Source organism: Mammaliicoccus sp. D-M19 (assembly GCF_022386695.1).
GTDB lineage: Bacteria > Bacillota > Bacilli > Staphylococcales > Staphylococcaceae > Mammaliicoccus > Mammaliicoccus sciuri.
In genome coordinates this window covers 82,588-107,112 of record NZ_JAJNHW010000007.1, presented here as the reverse complement: position 1 = coordinate 107,112, position 24,525 = coordinate 82,588, and the positions used below count along the sequence as shown (strand labels likewise).

At 31.2% G+C, this 24,525-nt stretch carries 13 protein-coding genes; all 13 read right to left on the bottom strand.

From position 1 onward, the window contains the following. Window positions 1-123 precede the first annotated feature (123 nt). The 13 genes from LQ675_RS12290 to LQ675_RS12230 all read right to left on the bottom strand — a co-directional run bounded on the left by LQ675_RS12290 (window position 124) and on the right by LQ675_RS12230 (window position 24,523). Window positions 124-1,563: an ABC transporter ATP-binding protein gene (locus LQ675_RS12290; RefSeq protein WP_078355375.1), complete on the bottom strand. Its 1,440-nt coding sequence runs from the start codon at window positions 1,561-1,563 to the stop codon at window positions 124-126. 4 nt (window positions 1,564-1,567) lie between these two features. After that, window positions 1,568-2,296 carry an energy-coupling factor transporter transmembrane component T gene (locus tag LQ675_RS12285; RefSeq protein WP_078355427.1) on the bottom strand — a complete coding sequence of 243 codons (729 nt, stop codon included), beginning with the start codon at window positions 2,294-2,296 and terminating at the stop codon, window positions 1,568-1,570. 2 nt (window positions 2,297-2,298) lie between these two features. Next, window positions 2,299-2,877, bottom strand: coding sequence for an MptD family putative ECF transporter S component (locus tag LQ675_RS12280; RefSeq protein WP_106417290.1), 579 nt, complete (start codon window positions 2,875-2,877; stop codon window positions 2,299-2,301). 200 nt (window positions 2,878-3,077) lie between these two features. After that, entirely contained in the window at window positions 3,078-4,106 is a 1,029-nt protein-coding gene (locus LQ675_RS12275; protein WP_239727714.1) for a methyltransferase, read from the bottom strand. Beyond that, window positions 4,096-4,869: a thioesterase II family protein gene (locus LQ675_RS12270; protein WP_239727712.1), complete on the bottom strand. Its 774-nt coding sequence runs from the start codon at window positions 4,867-4,869 to the stop codon at window positions 4,096-4,098. Before LQ675_RS12270 ends, LQ675_RS12275 begins: the two co-directional genes overlap by 11 nt. 1 nt (window position 4,870) lies before the next feature. Further along, window positions 4,871-12,376 carry a non-ribosomal peptide synthetase gene (locus tag LQ675_RS12265; RefSeq protein ID WP_239732944.1) on the bottom strand — a complete coding sequence of 2,502 codons (7,506 nt, stop codon included), beginning with the start codon at window positions 12,374-12,376 and terminating at the stop codon, window positions 4,871-4,873. 2 nt (window positions 12,377-12,378) lie between these two features. Then, window positions 12,379-13,986: an AMP-binding protein gene (locus LQ675_RS12260; protein WP_239727688.1), complete on the bottom strand. Its 1,608-nt coding sequence runs from the start codon at window positions 13,984-13,986 to the stop codon at window positions 12,379-12,381. A 30-nt stretch (window positions 13,987-14,016) separates the two neighbouring features. Then, a complete protein-coding gene (locus tag LQ675_RS12255; RefSeq protein WP_239727680.1) occupies window positions 14,017-14,619 on the bottom strand; it encodes a VOC family protein in 603 nt (200 codons plus the stop codon). Next, the gene (locus LQ675_RS12250; protein ID WP_239727678.1) at window positions 14,619-18,848 is read right to left on the bottom strand and encodes a condensation domain-containing protein; all 4,230 of its coding nucleotides are present in this window, start codon (window positions 18,846-18,848) and stop codon (window positions 14,619-14,621) included. The genes LQ675_RS12255 and LQ675_RS12250 overlap by 1 nt, the downstream gene beginning before the upstream one ends. A gap of 1 nt (window position 18,849) precedes the next feature. After that, window positions 18,850-19,923 (bottom strand): Gfo/Idh/MocA family oxidoreductase, encoded by a 1,074-nt coding sequence (locus tag LQ675_RS12245; protein ID WP_239727669.1) that lies wholly within the window; start codon window positions 19,921-19,923, stop codon window positions 18,850-18,852. Then, on the bottom strand, window positions 19,920-20,978 hold the full coding sequence (locus tag LQ675_RS12240) for a hypothetical protein (RefSeq protein WP_239727657.1): 1,059 nt from the start codon (window positions 20,976-20,978) through the stop codon (window positions 19,920-19,922). Before LQ675_RS12240 ends, LQ675_RS12245 begins: the two co-directional genes overlap by 4 nt. Window positions 20,979-21,002: 24 nt before the next feature. Next, on the bottom strand, window positions 21,003-22,745 hold the full coding sequence (locus LQ675_RS12235) for an ABC transporter ATP-binding protein (RefSeq protein WP_119469774.1): 1,743 nt from the start codon (window positions 22,743-22,745) through the stop codon (window positions 21,003-21,005). Beyond that, entirely contained in the window at window positions 22,742-24,523 is a 1,782-nt protein-coding gene (locus LQ675_RS12230; RefSeq protein WP_106417291.1) for an ABC transporter ATP-binding protein, read from the bottom strand. The genes LQ675_RS12235 and LQ675_RS12230 overlap by 4 nt, the downstream gene beginning before the upstream one ends. Window positions 24,524-24,525 lie beyond the last annotated feature (2 nt).

Here is a 24,525-nt window from a genome sequence, read left to right as displayed (position 1 = left end):
TTAAGTTTTCATTATTCGTGTTTAGATACTACTGGTTTTCTTATTTATCAAGTTGTATTTCTATAAGCAATATTATATGCATTATATTGATCATTAACCTTCTTATCTCACAGAAGCAAATTATTAATTATATTTAGAACAAGGTAGTACAAAATCTACTAATTGAAATATCATTTCCATATCATGTGTCACTATAAAAATAATATTATCTGGTGAAGATAATGACTTTATCTCATTACAAAATTGTTCTAATGAGTTTCTATCAAGACCTGAAGTTGGTTCATCAAATACGATAATTTTTTTATCAGATAGCAATGCAGATGCTACTGCTGTTCGTTGTTTTTCTCCTCCCGACAGAGAAGCAGGGTGCCGTGTTTCTAAATGGGACAAACCTAATTGCTTTAAGATTTGTTGTACTTGTTCTTCTGTTGCATCTGTACCTAACCGAACTTCATTTAAAAGCGTATTTGAGAACAATTGTTGATTTACGTCCTGCATGACCATAAATCCTTGTTTATTCAACATTTTCTTCTTTAATATCTGTTCATTTTCTTTGATAGCACCTTTATACTTGGTAAATCCTAATAATGTGTTTATAAATGTAGTTTTTCCTGCACCATTCTCTCCAATAACACCGATAATACTACCACCAGAAAATTGAAGGTGAGGAATACGAAACACATTCTTATCGTGATAAGATACTTCTACTTCTTCAAGTTCAATAGATAGAGAGGAATCTTCGTCAACATTTCTTTGAATTTGACATAATTCCCATGATTTTTCATTTGTTAGTTGCTTCAATTTTTTAGATAAAGAATCAACATTCATACTTCTGAGACCCATTGTAGATAACTCTTGTTCACTTTTAACATATAGTTCATCAAATGTATAAGTTGCTTGATGTTGTCCGGATTTCAAATATATAAATCTGTCTGCTAAGTCTTTTAACCAATATAGGCGATGCTCTGATAGTAGAATCGTATAGCCAAGTTTCTTCAAACTAGTCAGTAATATCTTTAATAATTCAATTGATTCATAATCTAAATTAGCAGTAGGTTCATCAAGAAGTAGTATTTTTGGCTTCATAGAAATAATAGAGCCACAGGCAACACGTTGTTTTTCTCCACCAGAAAGTTCAAATATGCTTCGATTAACTAGATTTTTTAAGTTTAAATCAGCTATTGTCTCTTCTGTTCTATCTAGAATTTCTTTTCGTGTTAAATTTAAATTTTCACATCCGAAAATCAATTCATTAGAAGTATCTAAATTGAAAAATTGAGATTTTGGATTTTGAAATACAGAACCAACATTTTTAGCTATATCACTAATAGTCTGGCCATTAATTGATGCTCCAAAGTGCTTTACTTCACCTTCCAACCTTAAGGTATCGTAAAATTCAGGTATTAACCCATTTATTACCCGGGTAATCGTTGTTTTGCCACAACCACTTCCCCCACATAAAACGACACACTCACCTTGCGCCACTTTTAGTGAAAACTCATCAATAATTTTAGTAGAATCAGATGTTGTCACGCTAATCTTTTGAAGATCTATCGCATTCATACAGTCATCCCCCTTTAAAAATAATGACGAGTGCAATAGCTATAAATATCACAAGGTAATCTACAATATTTAGTCGAAATTTGATGATGGTCGTTCGCTTTCTTCCGACATCTAATCCACGTGTCATTGCAGCTGCCGAGAGTTCTTCCATCACTTTACCGGATGAAATCAACATCGGAACTATCAATCGTTCTATGGTTAAGATTGGATGTTTCAAAAAGTAAATTGGACCGATATTAATATTTCTAAAAACCAATGCTTGTCGTATATTCTTTAAATGCTCTAATAATGTTGGAATAAAACGTAACATTACTACAAAAGCGACTGCAAAAGCATCTGGAATATGTAAGGTTTTAAACATTGCCAAATATTCACTAGCAGTTGTTTTTTCTGCTAAAATATAAAACATTGCAATCGCTGGTATAAATACTCTTACAACATTAAATATTATAAAAACAAAAGAAAAGTTTTGACTTAAATGAAATAATTCAGCAATTCCTTCTATAGCAATCGTCCCAAAGAATATCATGACAAACAGATAACACTTCATCATTTCTTTAGTATTCAATAAAAATAATGCTGTTAGTCCCCCTACAACACATTCTCCCAACATCGATCCACTTCGCATCATTATTATAGATGAAATAATAAAAACGATAATTTTTGTAATAGGTGAAATATCTATGAAAGCATCTTTTTTAAAATACAATGGCACATTTACAGTGTTCATCATATTCATACAATCCCGGCCTTCACAAAATGTTTTTTATTTAATTTATTACCTATAATTGCTCCAATGATACCGCCAATAATAGCAAGAGCAACTATTACGAGGATAATCCAATTTGGTGTAAGTGCAGAAAATTGTTCAACATAATCTTTTCCATAATAATATTCTGAAGACTTCATAAATTGATCCCGAGCAAATAATAGCATTGTAAAAGGACCAACTACAATAATATTAAAGATACTATAAGCGACTATATTTTTGAGCTTAGTATATTTACTTCTATCATTTAATACAACTTCAGCTAATATACCTGCGATAATAGCAATAAATAAAGGTGCAATAGTAGTAGATGACAATGTCAATCCTGATAATATAGCTAAAATAAATACAGCACCTCTCTTAGGAACTTTAGAAATATAAAGTATAAATACTGGTCCTAAAATAATGCCAGCTATTAAAGGTGTTAATAAGAACGTAACCGGATTAAGACCAAAAAGCATGCCAGTGGCCACTAAGATTACGATATATATTGCAGCAAAAGCACCGGCAAAAATATAATCTTTCGTATTCATTTTTTTCTTCATTTTACTCACTCTTTTCTTTTTTCAACTGGTCCTTTTTTGACTCAGTTTTATTGTTATAAAATAGGAACATTAACATCAAAAATTTAAAAAATCATTGATTTTTAAATTAAGAATAATCTTTTTTGAGGTATATAGATGTACTAATCGGCTTTTTTTATGCTTCTTCACACTATTTATTTTGTTTTTTCTATATTTATATTTTAAATTATACCTTCCGTAGTAATACTACTAATATCTAACAAATATAAAGTACCATTAATATGATATGTTCGTTCTATTTTCAATCCACTTTTTTCTAATAATTTTTCAAAATCATGATAACTTCGTTCGACCCCTCCACATAATATCCATATGTTTAGAGCATCCATATATTTATCATAAACATTGTTATCATTTTCAACCGGTAAAAGCTCTTCTATTATCCATATTCGACTATTAGGTTTCATATTTCCTTTTATATTATTAAGAATATTTGTAGCTTGCTCATCTTGCCAATCATGTAAAACTTTAGATAAAATAAATATATCGCCTTTTATCTCATAACTATCAAAAAAGTTTTGTGTTTTAAACTTAAGACGGTCAGAAACATCATTTCCTCTCATCAATGCAGTAGTTTCTTCTTCTGCAGAATTCAGATCTAATACAACCCCTTTTGAATTAATGAAATAATTTAGTATTTTTAACATCAATTCTCCTCTACCACCTCCGATATCTACAAATGATAGTGGAATTTCAGGAGAGAAATGCTTAAACCATTCCTCTAAATCATGGCTTCGTGTATAGCTATCCATCATGTTTGTGAAAGTCTCTAATGACTTTTCATTCTCACTCAAATGTTCAAAAAAGGGTTGCTTATGTAACACTTCGTATGGAGATTGATTTGAAGTCAGACCATCTGTTAAACCTAACCAAGTTGGCATAACAATACGCCCAGTAAATAATACATAAGGTAACAAAGAGTCTTTTGAATTTCTTTCTGTTAAATAGTCACCTAATTCAGTTAAGTACAAGTATCCTGCTTTTTCTTTAATAAATCGCTTGGCTATTAAAGGTGTAACAATAAGATTTAATTTATCTTGTGGAATTTTTAAAGATTGAGCTAAACTAGATTTTGTTTGTTTTTGCTCATCTATATTGTCGAATAATCTTATTTCACAAGCAGTGTATAACAATACTGATAAAGAAAAACCCTGTATATTCTTCATAATTGTAAGTACTTCAGAATTCATTTAGTTCCCCCTTCCTCCTTATAAAAATTTTATCTAAGCATCTACAATAACTAGCAGATAAATCAAAAGGGAAAAAATGGGTTCCATGAAACAAGTCAAAACTGAATTTACCCTTAGTCACTTCTTTCCATTTCAACATATCTTTTTGAGTCGCATCTACATCCTCATCACCAGCATGAGCAATAATATCCGCCTTTATAATTTCACCATGATATTTATGTTGCTCATCCAATTTATAATCGTTTTTTATCATTGGTAGAAATAAGTCTTGAAAAGCTTCTGACTCAAGAATCTCTTCTGGGGTAGCTCTTTGTCGTAATAGTTCTCTTTTTAGAGCCGTATCACCCTGTGTAGAATAGTAGTGACGTTCTTTTTCGAACGTCACACTATGTCTCCCAGCAACAATTAAATTTTTAACACTTTTCTTATGCTTACTTTCTAATAAATGAGTCACATAAAATGCAAGCAACGCACCAAAACTGTGTCCATATAGGTTAATTTCATCACTTGGAGATGTGATATTAGCAATCTCTCTGGCTAACGTTTCTATTAAATGGTTTAAAGAAGACTCAAGTGGTTCATTCATACGAGCATGTTTGCCTGGTAATTCTATCGGAATAACAGCTACATTATGAATTTCTTCTAACCAGCTATAATATTTGGTAGCAGAACCCCCAGCAAAACTGAAACAAAACAGCTTTTTTCTATGATTTAATTGCTTATCATCTAAAAATGGAAATGTCATATAATCATTCTTAAGCATTTTATATTTCCCCTTCTTCTACATTATTTTGGTATGTTTCCTCAATATATTTCGACAATTTGTCTAATTGAGATATTTCGAAGAGTTCTTTTAGTGATAATTCTATTAATAGTTTTTCTTTTACTAACTGGATAAACTGTATTGCTTTTAATGAATCTCCTCCTAGTAGGAAGAAATCATCATTTAATTCAATCGTATCTACTTCAAGTATTTCCTTCATTAAATTTTGAAGTTGTCTATCTAAACTATTCCATTCTCTTTCTGATACACCCTCTTTATCGAATCTAACTTCATTGAGTAACTTATTACGATCTACTTTCCCATTTTGCGTGAGAGGGAACTCATCAGTTTGAAAATATATTTTCGGCACCATATAGGCTGGTAAGGATTTTTTTAAATCAGATTCGATAGTTTGATATTCTACATTTTCAGAAGCAACATAAGCTACAATAAGTTGTTTATCAATAAGCACAACTGCATCTTGGATATATGAGGTTTGTTTTAAATTTTGTTCTATTTCTCCAAGTTCGATTCTATAGCCATTTATCTTGACTTGGCCGTCTTCACGCCCCTTAAAGATAATCTGTCCATCATTTCTATACATTGCTAGGTCACCTGTACTATAAAGTCTTTGCTTTAATTCCGAATGATAAAAGAATGATTGTCTTGTTTTAGTTTCATCGTTCCAATAACAATCCGCTAAACCTTCTCCTGCAATATACAGATTTCCTATTACTCCAATTGGACATAGATCTAATTGTTCATTTAAAATATACATACGTTGATTAGCTAAAGGTTTTCCATAAGGAACAGATACGTCAGATTCTTTTAGTGTTGATAAATCAAATATATTAGACCAAATCGAAGCTTCAGTTGCACCACCTAATCCATAAAATTGAATATTAGAATTAATTATTTTCTTAGCATCCTTATACAAATCTTTTGGAATCCAGTCACCACTCAATAATACTTTATTTATCGTTAAATCTTTTTGTGGATGTTTTTCTAAATATTGTATAAATAATTTGAATAAAGATGGAACTGTATTCCACAATGTAATTGAGTATTGTTTAACATAATAAGTTATTACTTCGGGATTGATACGATCTACTTCATCAACTATAAACACTCCACCCCCTGCTTGGAACATGCCAAAAATGTCATATACCGACAAATCAAATGTCATTTGTGATAGCATAATTGCTCTATCATCAGCTGTAATTTTTAATCTGTCATTTATATCTAAAATTGTATTCATCGCTGATTCATGTTTAATCGCAACTCCTTTCGGAGTACCAGTAGTACCTGAAGTATAGATAATATAAGCTAATTCTTTTTTGTCATTTTGGGTATCATCAAAATATTCTAATTGTGTACCTTCAAATTGAATAATTAAAACTCCTGTATATTCATCCTCGCTATATGATTTACTTGTGATTATACATTTCACACCTGCTTGCTTCATTATTTTTATATTTCGAGAAGCTGGATTGTTTCTTGCTAAAGGTGTATAAATAGCTCCTACCTTAAATATAGCGATTGCTGCAATAATTTGCTCAAATGTTTGTTCAGATAGAATTGCAATAATATCACCTTTTTGTATTCCTGCTGTTTTTAATTGTTGAGCTAAACCATTAGCATAGAGATTCACTTCTTTGTAAGAATATGTTTGATATTTATCAATAATTGCAATTTGATTAGGATACCTATCAACCTGGTGGCTAAATCCTTCTAATAGAGTGTGACCTTTATAATCTGGAACTTCAGTCTGATTAATTTGGTAAATCAAAGTATTAGATGAACTCTCTATAATATTTGTATGTTCATTTTCCCATATATCAGTAGTTTTACTTAAATCTCTTAATGTTTGTATATATCCCTTAAACATCTCGTCAACCATACCTTGCTCAAATAAATCTTTTATGCTATCTAAGGCAATATTCAAACCTGTTTCATCTTCAAAAACTTGTAAATCCATCCAAACTTGAGGCGTTTGAGATAAACCATATTGTACCCTACCTATTGCATCAGTACTTTTACCATTAATCCCTAATCCACTTGTAAAGACAATAGGCATAGTCATATGATTTTTATTGTTTTTGTTCATTAATCGTTGTACTGTGATACCACTTACACTTGAATGAGACATACACTCCCATAATTCTTCTTGTAATCGCTTAGCTCGATCAATAAATGAATCACCTTTAGTCATATCAACACTTAATAAAGTTAAAGTAGTGAAATCTCCTATGATATTTTGTACCGCTTCATTAAATGGAAGACGATCAAAACGCGTAAGATTAATTGTAAATTGCTGTGATTTACTCCATCGTGCAAGTATTTCTGCATATACTGTCAATAATACTCCTGAAGGGGTCAAACCATAATATTTAGATTTCTCTTTAATTTTAGCCCATTCATCAGCACTTAGTTTATTACTATTCCGTTTAAAGCGATGAGAAGTAGGTGAGTGATTAATATTTAAATCTGGTTTATTAAATATAGATGGAATTTTATTTTCCCAGTACTCCAAATCTTGTAAGTAATTTACTGTCTTCTTATACTGTTCAAATGATTCTACATAAGATTTAAATGTTGTTTGATTTGACGTCAGACTCGTATGTGGATGCTCATACAAATATCTCCATTCTTTGAATAATTGAAACATGCTAAATCCGTCAAAAAACAAATTATCAAAACTTACACATATTCGACCTTTCTGTGATGATAAATCTAAATATTTTATTTCGAAAGATGGCCATTTATAAGGATTAAAGTTTTGATGTTCCAATTGATCCCTCATTTTGAGTGCCTGTCGTTCCCCATTATTAATTTGTCTCAAATCAATATATTCAATATTGTAAAAATTAACTTCTTTTAATACCTTTTGTGAAAGTTGGTCTTCACATATAACCGTTCTAAGACTTAAATGTTTCTGTATCAATTTATTCCAAGCAGATTCTAATAAATTAACATCTAAATGTTCTGTTTCTAGTTCAAAATAACAATGACTTGAGACGTCACCAAATTCAAATGCACCACTTCTACCTAAAATATAGGCTTGTTGTACTTCAGTTAGCGAGAACTTATCATAAGGTGAATTATCTTTCACATCAGGTAATTGATGCCTGATAGCTCTCTGTCCTGATTTTTCAATGATATTAGCCATATCTTTTAATTTAGAAAATTTAAAAACATCTTCTAACTCAATAGTCACACCAAATGTTTGCTTAATATCATTTCTTAATTGAGTAGCGAGCAATGAATCCCCACCAAGTTTAAAATAGTCATCATCTGGTTCCGGTAATTGGTGTAATTGATTCTCCCATAGCTGACTTAGTTTACATTCATAAGAGGTCATTACTTGTGATGTTGCAATATCTGAATTTTTATCTTGACTTTGTTTATTATCATAAGCTAACAGTTTTTTTCGATCCACTTTACCATTAGCTGTAATCGGTATATCTGCTAAAGTTTGAATTTGAGAAGGAATCATATAATAAGGTAATGTGTCAGATAAGAATGTTTTAATACTCTCCTCATTAAATTGATATGCTGTACTTTTTTGTAAAACATATAAATATGCTGAACCTAATTCATTTTGATCTGTATACATATTACGTAAATGGAACTCACTTTGCTTAAAAATTGAAACCCAGGTATCGTGACTTAATAATGGATTTAAATCTTTTTCTGTTTCTACTTTATCCAACAGAGCAGTTGTAATATATTGCATTGATAAAGGTTCAGTGAGTTCAGTAACAAGTAAAAAGCCACCTGGATTTAATTTTTTCTCTAACTGTTTTAATGTAGCTTTTGGATTACTTACACGATGCAACTCATTATTTAAAATTATTACATCAAAAGTTACATCTTCAGGTATATTTTTAAGTTCTAAATTATCCACATAACAGGAAACCTCTTTAGGTATTTCTTGTTCTTTATTAATGTAATATAAGCTCGAATCAATATAAGTCCATTTATGTGCTTTATTCTTTATATTCTCTTTTACACCATTCAAACTTTGGGTACCATATACAAGAATAGATTTATTAGACATTTCATTCTGCATTATATGTTTATAAACTGAATTTAATATTTGATTTGCCCATCGACCTGCTTCTACCACTTCTATCAGTCTAGATATTCCAGGAAAATCTTTATCTATTAATAATTCATTCGGTCGTTTATAACCATAAACAATATCAAGCATGTATCTTTCAAATAACTTAATTATATTGGACAGTTCTTCCTTTAAAGTTCTATCTTGTGACACTCTTTCTCCATCATTAATCGAGATTTTTCCATTCAATTCTTCCCATTTTTTTACTAATAGTTGGTATCCTGGTATCACTTTAGATTTTTCGAGATGTAAAAGTACTCGTTCTATACAAGCTTTAGTCAATTGATTTATGGTATTGATTATAGATTCATGAAAGTAATAGTTAAATGGTATATTATTCATGAATCGATATGCATCAAATGATTTAAAACTTTTAATCTTTTTGATATAAGGATTTTGTTGTAATTGGTCTGCATCAAATGTCACAAAACTTATAATTTGTTTTTGACCTCCAAAATCTTTAATTATTGAAGCAGATTGATCGATGCCTCTGACGCGTTTAATAGCAGAATCTATCTCACCTAATTCGATACGATGTCCTCTTAATGAGACTTGATTATCTAGTCTTCCTAAAAATTCTATTGTATCGTCTCTCCAAAAACGACCTTTATCTCCTGTTTTATACCATCTCACCCCATCTTCATTCACAAATTGCTCTCTTGTTAATGTTGGTTGATTAAAATATCCCTCAGCCACTCCTGCTCCACCAATCCAAAGTTCTCCATCTTCATAATCATTTGCATCTTTGCCTTGAGCATTAACAATTCTGTAAATTTGGTTAGGAAGAGGTTTTCCATATGGAATTGTATGCCAATGTGTCGGTGCAGGTCTCTCAAGTTCGATAAAATTAGACCATATAGATGCTTCTGTGGCACCTCCCATAGCTAATACTTTACTATTCGGAAATACTTCTAGAATATGAGTAGGCAATTCACCATCAATCCAATCACCTGAGAGTAACGCATATCTAAGCGAATGTTGATTTATTGATTTATGCTTCATTTCAGTGAGTAACATTTGCATTAAGGTTGGCACTGAATTCCATATAGTTATAGGATGCTTTTTCAATACTTCCAACCACTTTTGACTATCTCGCCAATACTGATCCTCAACATAGCACATACTAGCTCCTATCATTAGGGGACCAAAAATATCAAATACTGAAAGATCAAAATCAAATTGGGAAACATTCATCACTATATCTTTACTATCCATCTGACATTTATATTGAACTGCCTCAATTGTATTCAATACCTGATGGTGGGTGATTTTCACACCTTTTGGTTTCCCAGTTGACCCAGATGTAAATATTATATAAGCTAAGTCAGAAACATTCTGAGCTGGTGGCAGCACTTCATTTTCATATCTTATTGCCTCTTCAATACTAATGATAAATTGCTGTTTATTTTCAAAATTGCTGGATATTTCGTTTTGTATAATCAAATGTGTAATATCAGAGTGATTTAAAATTTGTTCTATTCTCTTGTAAGGTTGGTGAGGACCAATTGGAATATAACTACATCCCATTAACATAACCGCTATCATGGAAGCAACGTATTCTGGTCCTTTCGGTAATTTAATCGCTACACTATTTCCTGGTTGGACGCCTTTGTGTTGTAAGTATCCTGCAATGTGATTTACTAACTCAAGAAGTTCTTGATAACTCACAACTTCATTCGTCAAACCATTGATAAGGGCACATTTTTGAGGATATAGTTGAGCTATTTCAATAAATTTTTGAGGTATGGTTTGCTTATAATTATTACTAACCTTAAATGCTTGCCTCTCTTGTTCTCGCCGTAATTCATTTTGAGTTTTATGTGTGTATATCTTAGCAATTGAACTCTGACAAAGTATTAGTTCTTCTTTAAAATATTCAAACATATCATCAACTAATCCATCTGGAAAAAGTTCGTCTATACTGTCCCAAACAATATATAATCCACCATCTTTATTAAATACTTGGAAATCTAGGTACGCTTGCGGTGTTTGAGAAATCATATAAGATATATCACCAAATGTTTGGATGAAATTCTCATCTACAAGAGCATCACCAAGATTACTAGAAAAGACAACAGGAGACATAAATGATTTACCTCTTTGCTTTTGTAAATCTCTCATTACTCGGATACCTGAATACGAAATGTGCTTCATTCTTTCGTGAAAATTATTTTGCAGCTCCATCATATTTTCAGCTAAACTCTTAGTTTGAGACATATCGATGTCAAGCAATAAAAGATTTGTAAAATCTGCAACTACATGTTGAATATCTATACTTGAATCTCTATCAAAAATAGGCAAATTTAATAAAAACCTTTTGTTATTACTCCACTTTGCAATAGTTCTTGCATAAAGTGTTAAAAGTATCATAGGTAATGTGACACCATATTGTTTTCCAATTTTCTTCATTAACTCAAGCTGATTTGGTGTAACTATTGTTGAACGTCTATTAAACTTAGGCTGTACAACTTGATTAAGAGGTTTTATAACTGGCAAATGCGGTGCATCAGGCATCTTTTGTAATTGACTTAACCAATAAGCTTCATCCTTTTCTTTTTGCGCTTGATCACTTTGTTGTTTATAGGCTAAGTACTCTGCAAAGTTCCATGATTCTTCATGTCCATGTTGGCTATTTATATCATTATAATAAGTAGCTAAATCACTTAATATCATTTTAAAGCTATGCACATCACAGACTAATAAATCAATATCAAAACATAATCTAGCTGTATCATCATTAATAATTATATACTGTAAGCATACGACTTCTCCTAAATCTACACGCATCAATCGGTGAGAAGTTTCATTTCGAAAAGTTTCTAGACTTTTTCCTTTATCTTCATATTGAGAGAAATTATGTACAATTACTTCTTTATGAAATGGTTCATCTAATACTTGCTGCTGTCCACTTTCAGTAAATTTTGCTTTTAACATAGGATGAATTTCGAATATCTTTAACCATGCTTTATTTAATTTTTCTAAATCCAGAAGTTGTGTATCAATTTCAACATATCCATGACAGCCGACACCACCTAATGTTTCTGTTTCTTTTCTACCTATCCAATATGCATATTGAACATCTGTTAAATCAAATGGCTCTTTAAAATTAACATTAGGCTTTTTGATTTCCTTAGAGATAGTAGGGCGATTTTCAAATAATAATATACTCCATTTCTCTAAAGTAGGATTGTCAATAAAACTTGAAAAGGAGACTTTGTAACCAGCTTTCATCCATTTAGCTAATATTTTCATTATATCTAGTGATTCTAAGCCAAATTTAATAAGCGATGTCTGATCATCTATGAATATGTTACCTTTTAACATATATGATATATCTTGTTTTAATTCTTCTTTGATATCTTCTTGAGTTAAATTTTTAGACAACATTACGAGCACCCACTAACTATCTTAATTATTTTTTTCTTATCGATTTTACCAATATTTGCGTAGGGTAATTCTTCTAAAAAATAAATTTCATCAGGCACTTTATATCTAGCTATGCCTTGTGTTTCAAAATGATTTAGTATTTCTTGATGAGTAATTTGTATACCACTTGCTTCAATACATGCACATACTTTTTCACCCAGACTTTGGTCAGTCATACCAAATACGGCACAATTATCTATTAATGGATGTCTCCTCAAAATCGATTCAATTTCTGCAGGGACAATATTTTCACCTTTTCTATTAATCTGCTCGTCAACTCTACCCGACATAATCAAGTTTCCATTTCCATCTATATAACCAAGATCTCCAGTTAAAAAATAATTATCTTCAGAGAATACTTTTTTATTCAATTCTTCATTGTCATAGTAACCCAAGAATGTATAAGGACCTTTTTCCGCTATTTCTCCAACCTTATAATTAGGTTGAATACTTCCATCTTCATTTAAAATTTTAATTTCATCACCTTCTGAAATAGGTTGACCTTGAGTTCCTAATCTAATTTCCACAGAATCATTCAGTTTAGTAAAACAAGTAATCCCTTCCCCAAGTCCATAGCCTTGTTGAATTGTTACATTTAATTCATTCTCTAGTTTTAGTAAAGTATCATAATCTATCTTTGCTGCCCCCATAATTATGTGGTTTAACGAATATAAGTCTGCAGGAAACCAATTATGATTTTCTAGCCATACCGATGCAATAGCAGGTACAATAGAAGTTGTATTCACTTTTTCTTGTTCTATTAATTTAAAAGCCTCATCAAAACCATTTGTATGGGATAAAACAACAGTTCCCCCATTAAAAAGTACACCTAATACACCTGGATTAGCTAAAGCGTAATCATGTGCAACAGAAAGTACTGCTAAGTATATAGTGGCTTCGTTAAACTGACATCGCTCGGCAGCTTTTTTTATATTATAGACATAAGCCTCATTAATTTTTGGGATTATTTTAGGGTTTGAGGTTGTACCTCCTGATAGCAAGAAGACACCTACATTACGACCATTATGTGACTTATGGATTTCAACTTTTATATCTCCCATATTTCTTTCTCTATTAATATTAATATATTTAACATTGTCATATCGCTCTTCCGTGTCTCCAATAATTGTTGTTATAGAAGGGATAGACTCCAAATTATCTGCAACCATTTTACAATAATTAAATCCTAAATAATTTGAAGAACCGACATATGCTTTTGGTTGTAATTGATTGGCTATCGCAATAATTTCTGATTCTCTAAGCATAGGCATCATCAGTATAGGCTCTAAATTCAACATATTTGAAGCAAAGAGTACAATCATAAATTCTATGCTATTTGGGAGCTGTATGATTATACGATGACCGCTTTCTAGACCTAAATCATCCAATAATGCTGCACAATCTTTGACTTTATCAAGCAACTCTTGATAACTTAATCTATGATTTTTATCAATCACCGCGAGATTATTAGGGTTTTTTTGGACTTGTTCATATAGCGTTTCAAATAATGTTTCATTCTTTAGATATCCCTGTGACTCATAATATTTCAGAATGTGTTCTCTATTCATTTTAATAGCCCCTCCTGTGTTATTACTTTCTTAAAATTCAATGTTAATTTCAAAGTCTCCTTTAGAAACATCCAATAAAGAATCCGAATTCATTGAATTGACAAGATCATATTGCTCAGGATCTACTTTGTAAGTAATATGCTTAATACATTTAATATTATTTTTATGATTTGGAGAAAAAATTCTTGTCGTTTCAAACGGTGATTTAACAAATGGTAGTTTAGAGTCATATGGGAATATACATTTACATTTCAATAAGTATTGATGATAGTCTTTTCTTTTTACTGGTACAACAATAGAACGATATTCCCACTGTTTATATTTTTTCCTTAAACTTTTAAATTCATTTAATTCCGCTTCAAACGCCAATCTAATATATCCTTCATCTTCCTTTTTTTGTGACATAATACTTTCTACAAATTGGCTTTGACCAAAAAACCTTAATAACCTTTGAATCAATATCGGCATGTTCATATCGTAAATCAATTCAATATAAGGTCCTTCCTCAAAGTAAATCAAAGCATTGTATGGGTTCTTTTTTTTGCCGTATTCTACAGTAAAACCTTGGTTTCTAAAATCTTGAACTGCTTTTTGTAAATCATCTACCTTATATAAAATATGACTGACCTTCATTATTTAACCCCTTTCCCCAAATTGTGGATTGCCTCCACTAAACTATTGGTATGATTATAATCTAAACAAGTTGCATGATTCCCTTCTACTTCCATCATTACAATGTCTCCTAACACAAAACTTGTCCAACTCACATCTTCTTTAGTTTTTGGATAGAAATCTGTAACATATTCCTTCGGTTCAAACACATTAACGTCACCCAGATATGTTTCAGGTATATAGTGAATCATTCCTAGATATGTGTGATTAAACACTTCATAAAGTTCCACTAATTTTTCAAAAGTATTGTTTGTTCCATTAAAGTTATGTTCTGGTATACTGTTATAGATTCTTTTTAATCTTTCATGTTGTGATAATTCGTTTAATTTACGATATGCTGTACCAACATTTTGATAACATTCATCTTCCTCTAGGCTAAATAATTCTTCATCACTTATATCTCTTGCCTCTCCTTGAACTAATGAGCTTAACGATTGAGTCAATTCTTCAAAAGAAAAACTATATCCAGATTTCGCTAAATCCGCTCCTATAATACTTGCAAAAGCAGTTTCCATTAATAATGAATTACTTACATGATGTAAACACAAATGAGAGCTAATTAAGTTGATAGGTTTAACATTTTTTCCATTTTCTAAAAGAATTTTTGCTGTTTCTATTGCTAAAAAACCACCTACACAGTATCCATACAATTCATATTCATCTGCATCTAATTCCATCAATGCTTTGGCATATTTATAAGCTAAAAGTTCAACTAAATTTTTATAAGGATGACTTACATATTCAGAAACATCACCATATGTAAATCCATAAATATGTTCGTTATTTTGACTCTCATCAATTAAATAAGGAAGTATATAATTATAATCTAACAAACGGCCAGTCCCTGCATGAAATAGCGCTTTAATTACTTTTGGCTCGTCATCTGTAGTGTGAAGAGCTTTTAAGTATAAGTGATTATGGCTATAATTATTTTCTTGTGCTGCGATTATTTCTTTAGTTGTTTCATACTGGTTTAATGTATTTGCAAAGGCATGAACAGTAGGTTTTTTAGCAAAAGCCTTCATTAATTCTTCAAAGCTAAACACTGAAAGCGAATCAATGCTGGACTGCACTTCTGTAATCCATTTCGCAACAAGTAATGAATCACCCCCGACTTGATAAAAATTATCATTTACTCCGATGTCGTCTCTTTCTAACAATACTTTTAAAATATTTAACAATGAGCTTTCAAGCTGAGATTTGGGTTGAGAAATTTCTTGAGAAGTCAAATTTTTCGAACCCGCTTCTTGAAGTTTTTTAATCCATAAACTTCTCGTTGATTCATCTTTCGGAATTTGATTTGTAACCTCAATAACATCTGCATGCATATATTTTGGCCAGTATATGATTTCTTTTGTGACTTCCTCTTCTAAAACTGCTAAAGAAGGACTCATACTCTGACTGACTAGCACACTTTGGCCGCTTTCGTACATCACTTCACTTTTTTCAGGTAGTATTGCAATAGGTTTAAAGTGAGATTCTTCTAGTAAACTATGCCACTGTTCACGACTAAAAAATGTTTCATTCGTATCTTTTCGTATATCTTTAAAATGATCCAGTCCTCCTTTTAATTCTAAAGAAGTCATTAAAGAATATGATTCTGTGGTTGCTTCAATCATAATTAAATAACCATTTGGTTTAAGTAAGTCATTTAACTGATTAAGCACAAGTAATGCATGTTCTGAATTATGTAGCACGTTCGGACACAAAATCACATCATAGTGTTGTTTTTCAAAACCTTGTTGCGCGTATGACTTATTAATATCAAACAATTTATAATTGATATTGTTATATTCGCTTAATATTTTTTTGCCATGATTCAAAAAATATTGTGAAACATCAGTGAAATCATACTTAAATTTTATATTTTCCAATACTGGTAGGACATCTATAGTAGTAGCTGCTACCCCTCCACCTACTTCAAGTATATGAACTGGGTCAGTTTGACCATTACACAATTGTTTTACTGCTTCTTTCACAATGCTATTTAAGCCTTTATTGACCAAATTTTTATTATATGCAGCCATTGCTATGTCTGTGGTTCCTTGTGGAAAGAAAAGATTTAACCCGTTAACTTTATCTTGTATCTGTGCAAGTAATTGTTTACTCGATTCTTTTTGATAATCGAATAATGTTCTACTATAATTTAATTCTTCTTCCACTTGTTCAAACGCTTGCCAATACTCATTTCGCTTTAAAATATGTGATTCACCTAAATAAGTTAAAGCATATTTTTGCTCATTTTTAACAATATAGAATTCTTTGCAGAGGGCTGTTAGCCATCTTTTTACTGTGTCAACAAATTTTTCAGATACATTTAATTGTTGTATTAACTCTGCTTCATATATATAGTTTCCGACTTCATTAAAAATATTAGATGAGCGAAAAACTTCTAACATATCGACTAAAGAAGTAATTTCCGACAAATTTTTCCACGTTTTAAAAACATCTGAATCTATATTTTCAAAAGTATTTTTGCTCACATTTTGTAAATGATCACGTAATTTTGAGCATGTTTTATCATTAAATTTATACGCTTTTTCAATAGGTTTAAGATAGGTTTTAAGGTGTGATTCTGTATCATTTTCTATTTCTACCGTGTATGATTTATCTACATTTATTAACTCCGTCATTCTATTATCAATATCTGTTAAATGTATTTTATGTTGGTGATGTTCTACTAGAGACTGGTCTAACAATGGCTTTTCCAATAAATCATGACTATGCCAAAGCGACTCATCTTCTGCTAACTTGCTAAGTAGAAATTTGAACTGAGCAACAAAATCTTCTATAAATACATCCTCAAACGCCTTATCTCTAACATCCAAGTTACATTCAAATACACCATCTGCTTCAAATACTTGACAATCAATTAGTACTTGTGGAGTCTCACTCACTCCATACTCAATGTCAAACTGCTTACTATTTTTCTCCATTCCTAATGTGCTAGTGTAAACCACAGGTATAATAACGTTCATACCATGATGTCTTGAAAGTTCTCTTAATACTTCAATACCATTAAATCGTTTATGATCTAAATTAGCGAATAATTCTTTTTGTATTTGTATTGCTCTTTCTTTAAAAGTTTCCTTTTCAGAAGAAGTATCTAAAACATTTACTGAAGTAAAATCTCCAATAACTTGATCTATATTTTCACTGTATTCGTGTCGATTCATTAAAGTAATATTTATAGCAAATGAATCATTCAAAGAATTTTGTTGTATTAAATCCCTATAAATTGTTAACACTGCATTAGAAGGTGTTACATTAAACTTTTTGCATTTATCTTTAAAATCTGACCATTGCGAAGAAACAATAGAAAACGGATGACGAGTAAATGAAACTGATTTATTATTAAATGTTTCTACTTGTACAGGAAGTTCTGGTTGTATAGGCATTTCACTTATTTTATTCATCCAGTAATCTCTATCTCTTAAATATAACTGTTGTTCTCTAGGATCATCTTGTTTTGCTTGTTCAAAGATTAAAACATCACGAAAAGTAAATAATTCTTCAGAAGATTGTTCATCATAATATAGTTTCATTAGTTCATTCATAATTTGATGTACACTTGTAAAGTCCGCTATAATCATATCTATAACGAAATGAACGATAGTGAAGTCTTCAAATAAAGATAACTCAAAATGATGAAGCGGCCATGCATCTATATTAAAATTCATTCTTTGTAACTCATTTCGTTTATCCAAAAATGTTTGATGTGCAATCTCTATATCTTGTTGTCTTAAATCATTAACCTTGAGTGATGGCATTTCTTTAATATCTACGTAATTATGAACATACTCTTCGGTTACAATAGTACTTAAAATATCATGTTGATTTATTAATTTATGCCAACATGTTTCAAATTTTTCCGGTGATAAATTTGGCATTTTAATCTCTACATAACTCTTGCAGCCCACACCCCCTAACTCTTGATCTAAGTTCCTACCGATAGCATATGCTTTTTGCATAGATGTAAGTGGAAAAGGTTCATAGCGTTCACCTTCATGATGAATTAATTTTGAAACCGATTTAAGATAATCGATAATTTCAGATTTATGTGCTTTTAATTGTTGTAGATGTTGTTGCTGTAAACTATCTTTTGGTGCTCTGTATTTTAATTTTTCTCCATCTATCCAAAGCATAATACCTTGTTCTTCAAATGACTTGATTAATTGCTGAACTTCCATGCTATCTCTCCTTCTTAATTAATCCACCTATACTTAGTGGGTTGATTTTTGAACCTTCAATATACTCTATGGGTCCAATACGTTGGCCAATTTCTTTCCATAATTGACAAAGAGAAAAAAGTTGTTGTAAATATTGCAATGTCTTTTTGGAATCGAGCATACCTTTTTCAAATTCTATCAAAGCACTTTTGATAGCTTCAGGCCAAAGTTTCTCATAAACCTTTTGATATGAAATATTCTGATTTGTGTTATAGTCATTTTCACTTACTGGCAATTTCAAAAATGCATTATCAGTATATAAATTCAAATTACCTTGTTCATCATTAGGAATAAATACTCTTGGGTACCAAGTGCAATATCGATGGGTATCACTTAAACTCAAACGACCACCTTCATAATAAATATCTATTTTATGTAGTAAATGAAAGAAATTATCCGGATTATTCGCATCCAATTGGTTTTGAATCTTAATATCGTAGGATATCTCCTTGATTTCTCCACTAACTGTTGTAAACAAACCGTTTTTGTATGTTTGTTTATTGACGCGAAAAGGACTCAATCCGCCTATACTTTGATTCAAAATGTCTAACAATGGATATAAAACTTGTACACTACATACTGCATCTATATGGATTAATTTACTTTGATCTTTAATTTTTTTAGCACAATTGATAAAATGATTAACTGTTTCAATATGAGGATAAAATGTATTAACCATGTATACACATTTATGAGTTCTAGCCGTTTTTAAACAATCAAGCATATCTTCTGCATGCACAGGCTGCTCTTGTAATACAGGTATACCTTTTTCTAGAAATTGTTTAGCTATTGTCGTACCTTTACCCCCTACGATAGAGGAACGTACCACGACACATACAATGTCAATATTTTTAACATCTATTTGTGTTATATCTGTATAAAGCGGTACCTCATAACGTTGGCTGCAATGAAGTGACTGTTTGCTTCCTGTTGATAAGATACCAACGAGTTCATAATCAGAGTGAGATTGAATACCTTCGAGATATACTTGGCCAAATGTCGTACCACAAACTAATATTTTTGTTTTTTTCTTCATATTTCACCTTCCTCCATCCTTCCAGCTATTTCTTCAACATACTCTTCAATATCAATATTTTCTAATTTGAGTCGCTCTACAACTTTATTTGGATTTAAAATATCACAAGCCCAGTAACATCCTGTTCTCAACTTCTCATTAACAATTTTTTCTACACAAAGTGCAGCGATTAAAGCTGTAAGCTTGTGACTATTTTTATCTTTTATCGTAAGAACATACTTATACTTGTTATCATTAGCTTCCATTCGAAGTACAAACCATTTTTGTCCAATGGTTTGATACTTAGTCATAAGATTTCGAATACGGGTCAACTTCTGTTGCTTAGATAAATTGTGTTGATTGATTATTCCATAACCATTCATTAACAGTTGTTTGCTCATTTTATCCTTAAACAGCATATATGATTTTATCGTAGTAAAAGGTATATTCTTTAAAATGCGTTCGAGCTCTTTAGTAAAATAGAGCTGAGCAAAAGCATGTTGATTATCTTTAAAATAATGTTCTTCGTTAATTTCATCGACTATGCCCTTGCCATTTTTAATATAATAATTGGATTTACCATAACCTTCTTTTGTACTTAACAAAATATCCAACAAGGCATTTGTTCCTCCTGATTCGTTACCACCTTGATATATTTTTATTTCAGAGTTTTTTGCCTCAAATTTTTGAGCCATCCATAATACCATCAGACCAGATAAACCAGGTTGTGAACCTGCATTTATAATATGTGGTACGTCAATCGGTAACTGGTTTATTGCCTTCTCTAAAATATCGCCACCAAACAAATCAATATAAGGCATACTATGTTTATTCATCCACTCACTAAGTCGAGCGCTAACTATATAAGAAGGACCTGCACAATTCACCACTACATCACACTTTTTTACAAAAGAACTCATAGTACTTGGGCAATTTATATCTACATATACATCAGTTTCCTTTCGTTTTTCTGAATAATATGTTGCTATTATGTGATATTGATTCTTTAATAATTCAACTAACTGTTCACCTACTGTCCCATATCTACCAATAATCCCAATCGTTTTCTTGCTCATGATCATTCTCCTATGATTTTATGTTTATACTTCATTTACTTGCCAATCACCACTTTTGCGTTGAAGGGTTACAAGATGATGGTATAAATGCTCATTTGCCATCAATTGTTCATGTTTACCTTTTTCTTCTATTCTTCCTTCTTTAAGTACTACAATTTGATCACAGTGTTCAATCGTTTTAAGACGATGTGCAATTACCATGACTGTTTTATCTTTAATTAATTCACTAATGGCATTTTGAATCAATATTTCGTTTTCAGGATCGAGTGATGCAGTTGCTTCATCTAACAACACGATGGGTGCTTGTTTTAAGAAAGCTCTAGCAATCGATAAACGTTGACGCTCACCTCCTGATAAAGTTTGTCCATTCTCTCCAATTACGGTTTCAAACCCATCTGGTAAACGTGTAATAAAGTCCGTACAATTTGCCATTGCAGCAGCTTTATAAACTTCCTCATCCGTTGCATTACTATTACCAACTTTTATATTATTAAATACTGTATCGTTAAAAAGGATGACATCTTGGAATACAATGGAATAGTAAGATAATAATTTTTCTGGATGAATTTCATTAATATTATGACCATCAATTAAAATTTCTCCAATATGGGTATCCCAAAAGCGTGCTGACAATTTAGCCAATGTACTCTTACCACAACCAGATGGACCGACTAAAGCTGTGATTTCACCTTGCTTTGCAGTAAAAGAAATACCATGGATAACTTCTTTATCGTTATAACCAAAAGCAACATTTCGGAACTCGATATCAAATTTTGTTAATTCAACATTTGAAGAACCACTTTGTTCTTCAATCTCAAAGATATTTTTGATGCGCCTTGCACTAACAAGTGAATAAATAAATTCACCAATTTTGTATAACGAATTTGTTAAGGGGTCATAAATACGTACTGCTACAAAGATAAATAGTATAAATCCAAGTACCGTCAACTGTTGTTGTACTAAAAGATAAGTTCCAAGTAGTACAACGATACCTAAACCAACTCTTAAGATGTTATAAGAGATAGAGATAAAGATCCCTACTAGAACTTCATATAGGACTGCCCATGGAATTACAGATTTAATTGTATGTGTTAATTTTTGAATATATTGTTCTTTTTGACTGGAAGATTTAATCACTTTGATATTCTCAAAGAATTCTTGCAAACTTTCAGAAATGTTTAGTTTGAGTTGTCTATTTTTCTTATTAGTTGGTGTTGTAACAAATTTCGAAAGTATAATAAAAAGTAAAGAAACAGGCATACATAGGAAGAGTGCTAAAGCCATCTGCCAATTATAAAATGCCAATATCACTGTAATAAAACCACTAGATAGAATACCAGACACTAAGTTTGCAAAATCACTTGTTAACTGTTTCTCTATAACAGAAACATCATCCATCAATGTACTTGTAAAATCACTTAAATCTTTTTCTCCTAAATATGATAGTGGTAATTTACGAAACTTCTCGGCCATTCTCAATCGCATTTTCGCTGATTCTGTCCCAGAATTAATATACATTTGTTGGTACGTTACTAAATAAATAACAAAAATTATGGCTAATAGGATAATACAAGCAATTAAATAGCCCCAAAGTAGAATGGGTTGTTCTTGTGACTCTTGAATGTGTTTAATCATATCCTCAGCCAACATGACTAATAAAATAATGGGCAATACAACTGAGATTTGATGCAATGTCGTTAAGAACGTCGTTTTATATAAGTCTTTCTTACCTTGTTGAGTTAATGAAAATAATTGCTGAATATTCATCCTGTCACTCCTATCTTCCAGCTCACACTTTCTTGATAATTTCGATACATCTTCGCATAGACGCCATCTAGTGCAATCAGCTCATCATGTTTTCCTCTTTCGACAAGAGATCCAGCATCCATTACTAATATTTGATCCGCATGAGTTATTGTGGATAGTCGATGCGCAATCATTAATACCGTCTTACCTTTCATTACTGAATTTAATGCTTTTTGTATTTTATATTCATTTTCTGCATCACTAAAAGCGGTAGCTTCATCTAATAGTACAATTGGAGCATCTTTTAATATTGCACGAGCAATTGCAATACGTTGAATTTCTCCTCCTGAAAGGTATACACCTTTCGTTCCAAATACTGTCTCTAAACCTTGAGGCATTTTGTTTATAATTTCACGGCACTGTGCTTGGTCTACTGCACGTTCTACCTCTTCAATACTTGCATCAGGTCGATAAAACCTAATATTTTCAAGCAAACTCATCTTAAATAATTTTGTTTCTTGAAATACATAACTAATATTTGACATTAAATCATCATATTCTAAATCACGTACATCAATACCACCAATGGTTACGTTGCCTTCGTCAATATCATAAAATCGTGTAATCAAATTAAATATCGTTGATTTTCCACTTCCAGAGGGTCCAACTATAGCTGTGACAGAGTTTGAAGGGCTTTTAAATGTTAATTCATGTATGGCTTGATTAGTCATACCTTCATAAGTAAATGTTACATTTTCAAATTTTACGTCGTAATTTTCATATATTTTTAAGCTATTACGTGTAGGTAGAGGCTGTGCGCTATAAATAGTTGATTCTAAATTATCCATTGCATTAAAAATAATCATTGCTTTATACGAACTTTCCATAATTCGCATTAACATAAATGCGACTAAAGGTGTGAAAATCGCAAAGAATATATAACTTAATAACATATCAATTTGATTATCCTTATAATTAAAGAAGATAATTGCAGCTGGAATTAAGAATGCAAATATTCCATAAACACAAACAATATAACCACTCATCGCATTTCTCATTGAAAGTGCGTATTTTATAGTAAAATCTCGATAATTCTCTATAGCCTTGTTAAAGACTTTAAATGAAAATACTGTTTGTCCAAATACTTTTACAACAGAAATACCTCGAACATACTCCACAACATCATTGCCCATACTAGTAGATGCTGCTTGATATTGTTCTAGGAATTTTTCACTTTCTCCACCCATCATAAAGCGTAGCAACATAAATCCAATGATGACCGGTATGAGACAAACAAGTGATAATTTCCAATCAAAAATAAAAATAAGTACTAAAAACGCAATAGGTGTCGTAAGTGCTTGTGCCATATCAGGCACTTGATGGGCTATGTAATGTTCAACTTCTTCTGTATTTTTTTCTACAAGTTTTCTCAATTTACCAGTTTGATGCTTTTGAAAATATCCTAACGGTAATGATTTCATGTGATAAATGAGTTGAATTCTATATTTCGCTACTGTGTTAAAAGCAACTATATGTGACAATAAAAGTGCAAGACCATATAAACCAAAAGCTATCGACACATATAATACTGCATTCCAACCATACTGCGTCATATTGTCAACAACTGGCTCAGTTAATCCATTTTTAGCAGTCAACATTTCCTTCACTACATAATAAACATTCAAATAAGCGCCAAGACTCACTACACTTGAAATGATAGATATTGCGATAGAAGCATAAAACAGATAAACATAATTCCCCATGATTTTTGTAAGTTTAATTAGATTTTTATTCTTCATAG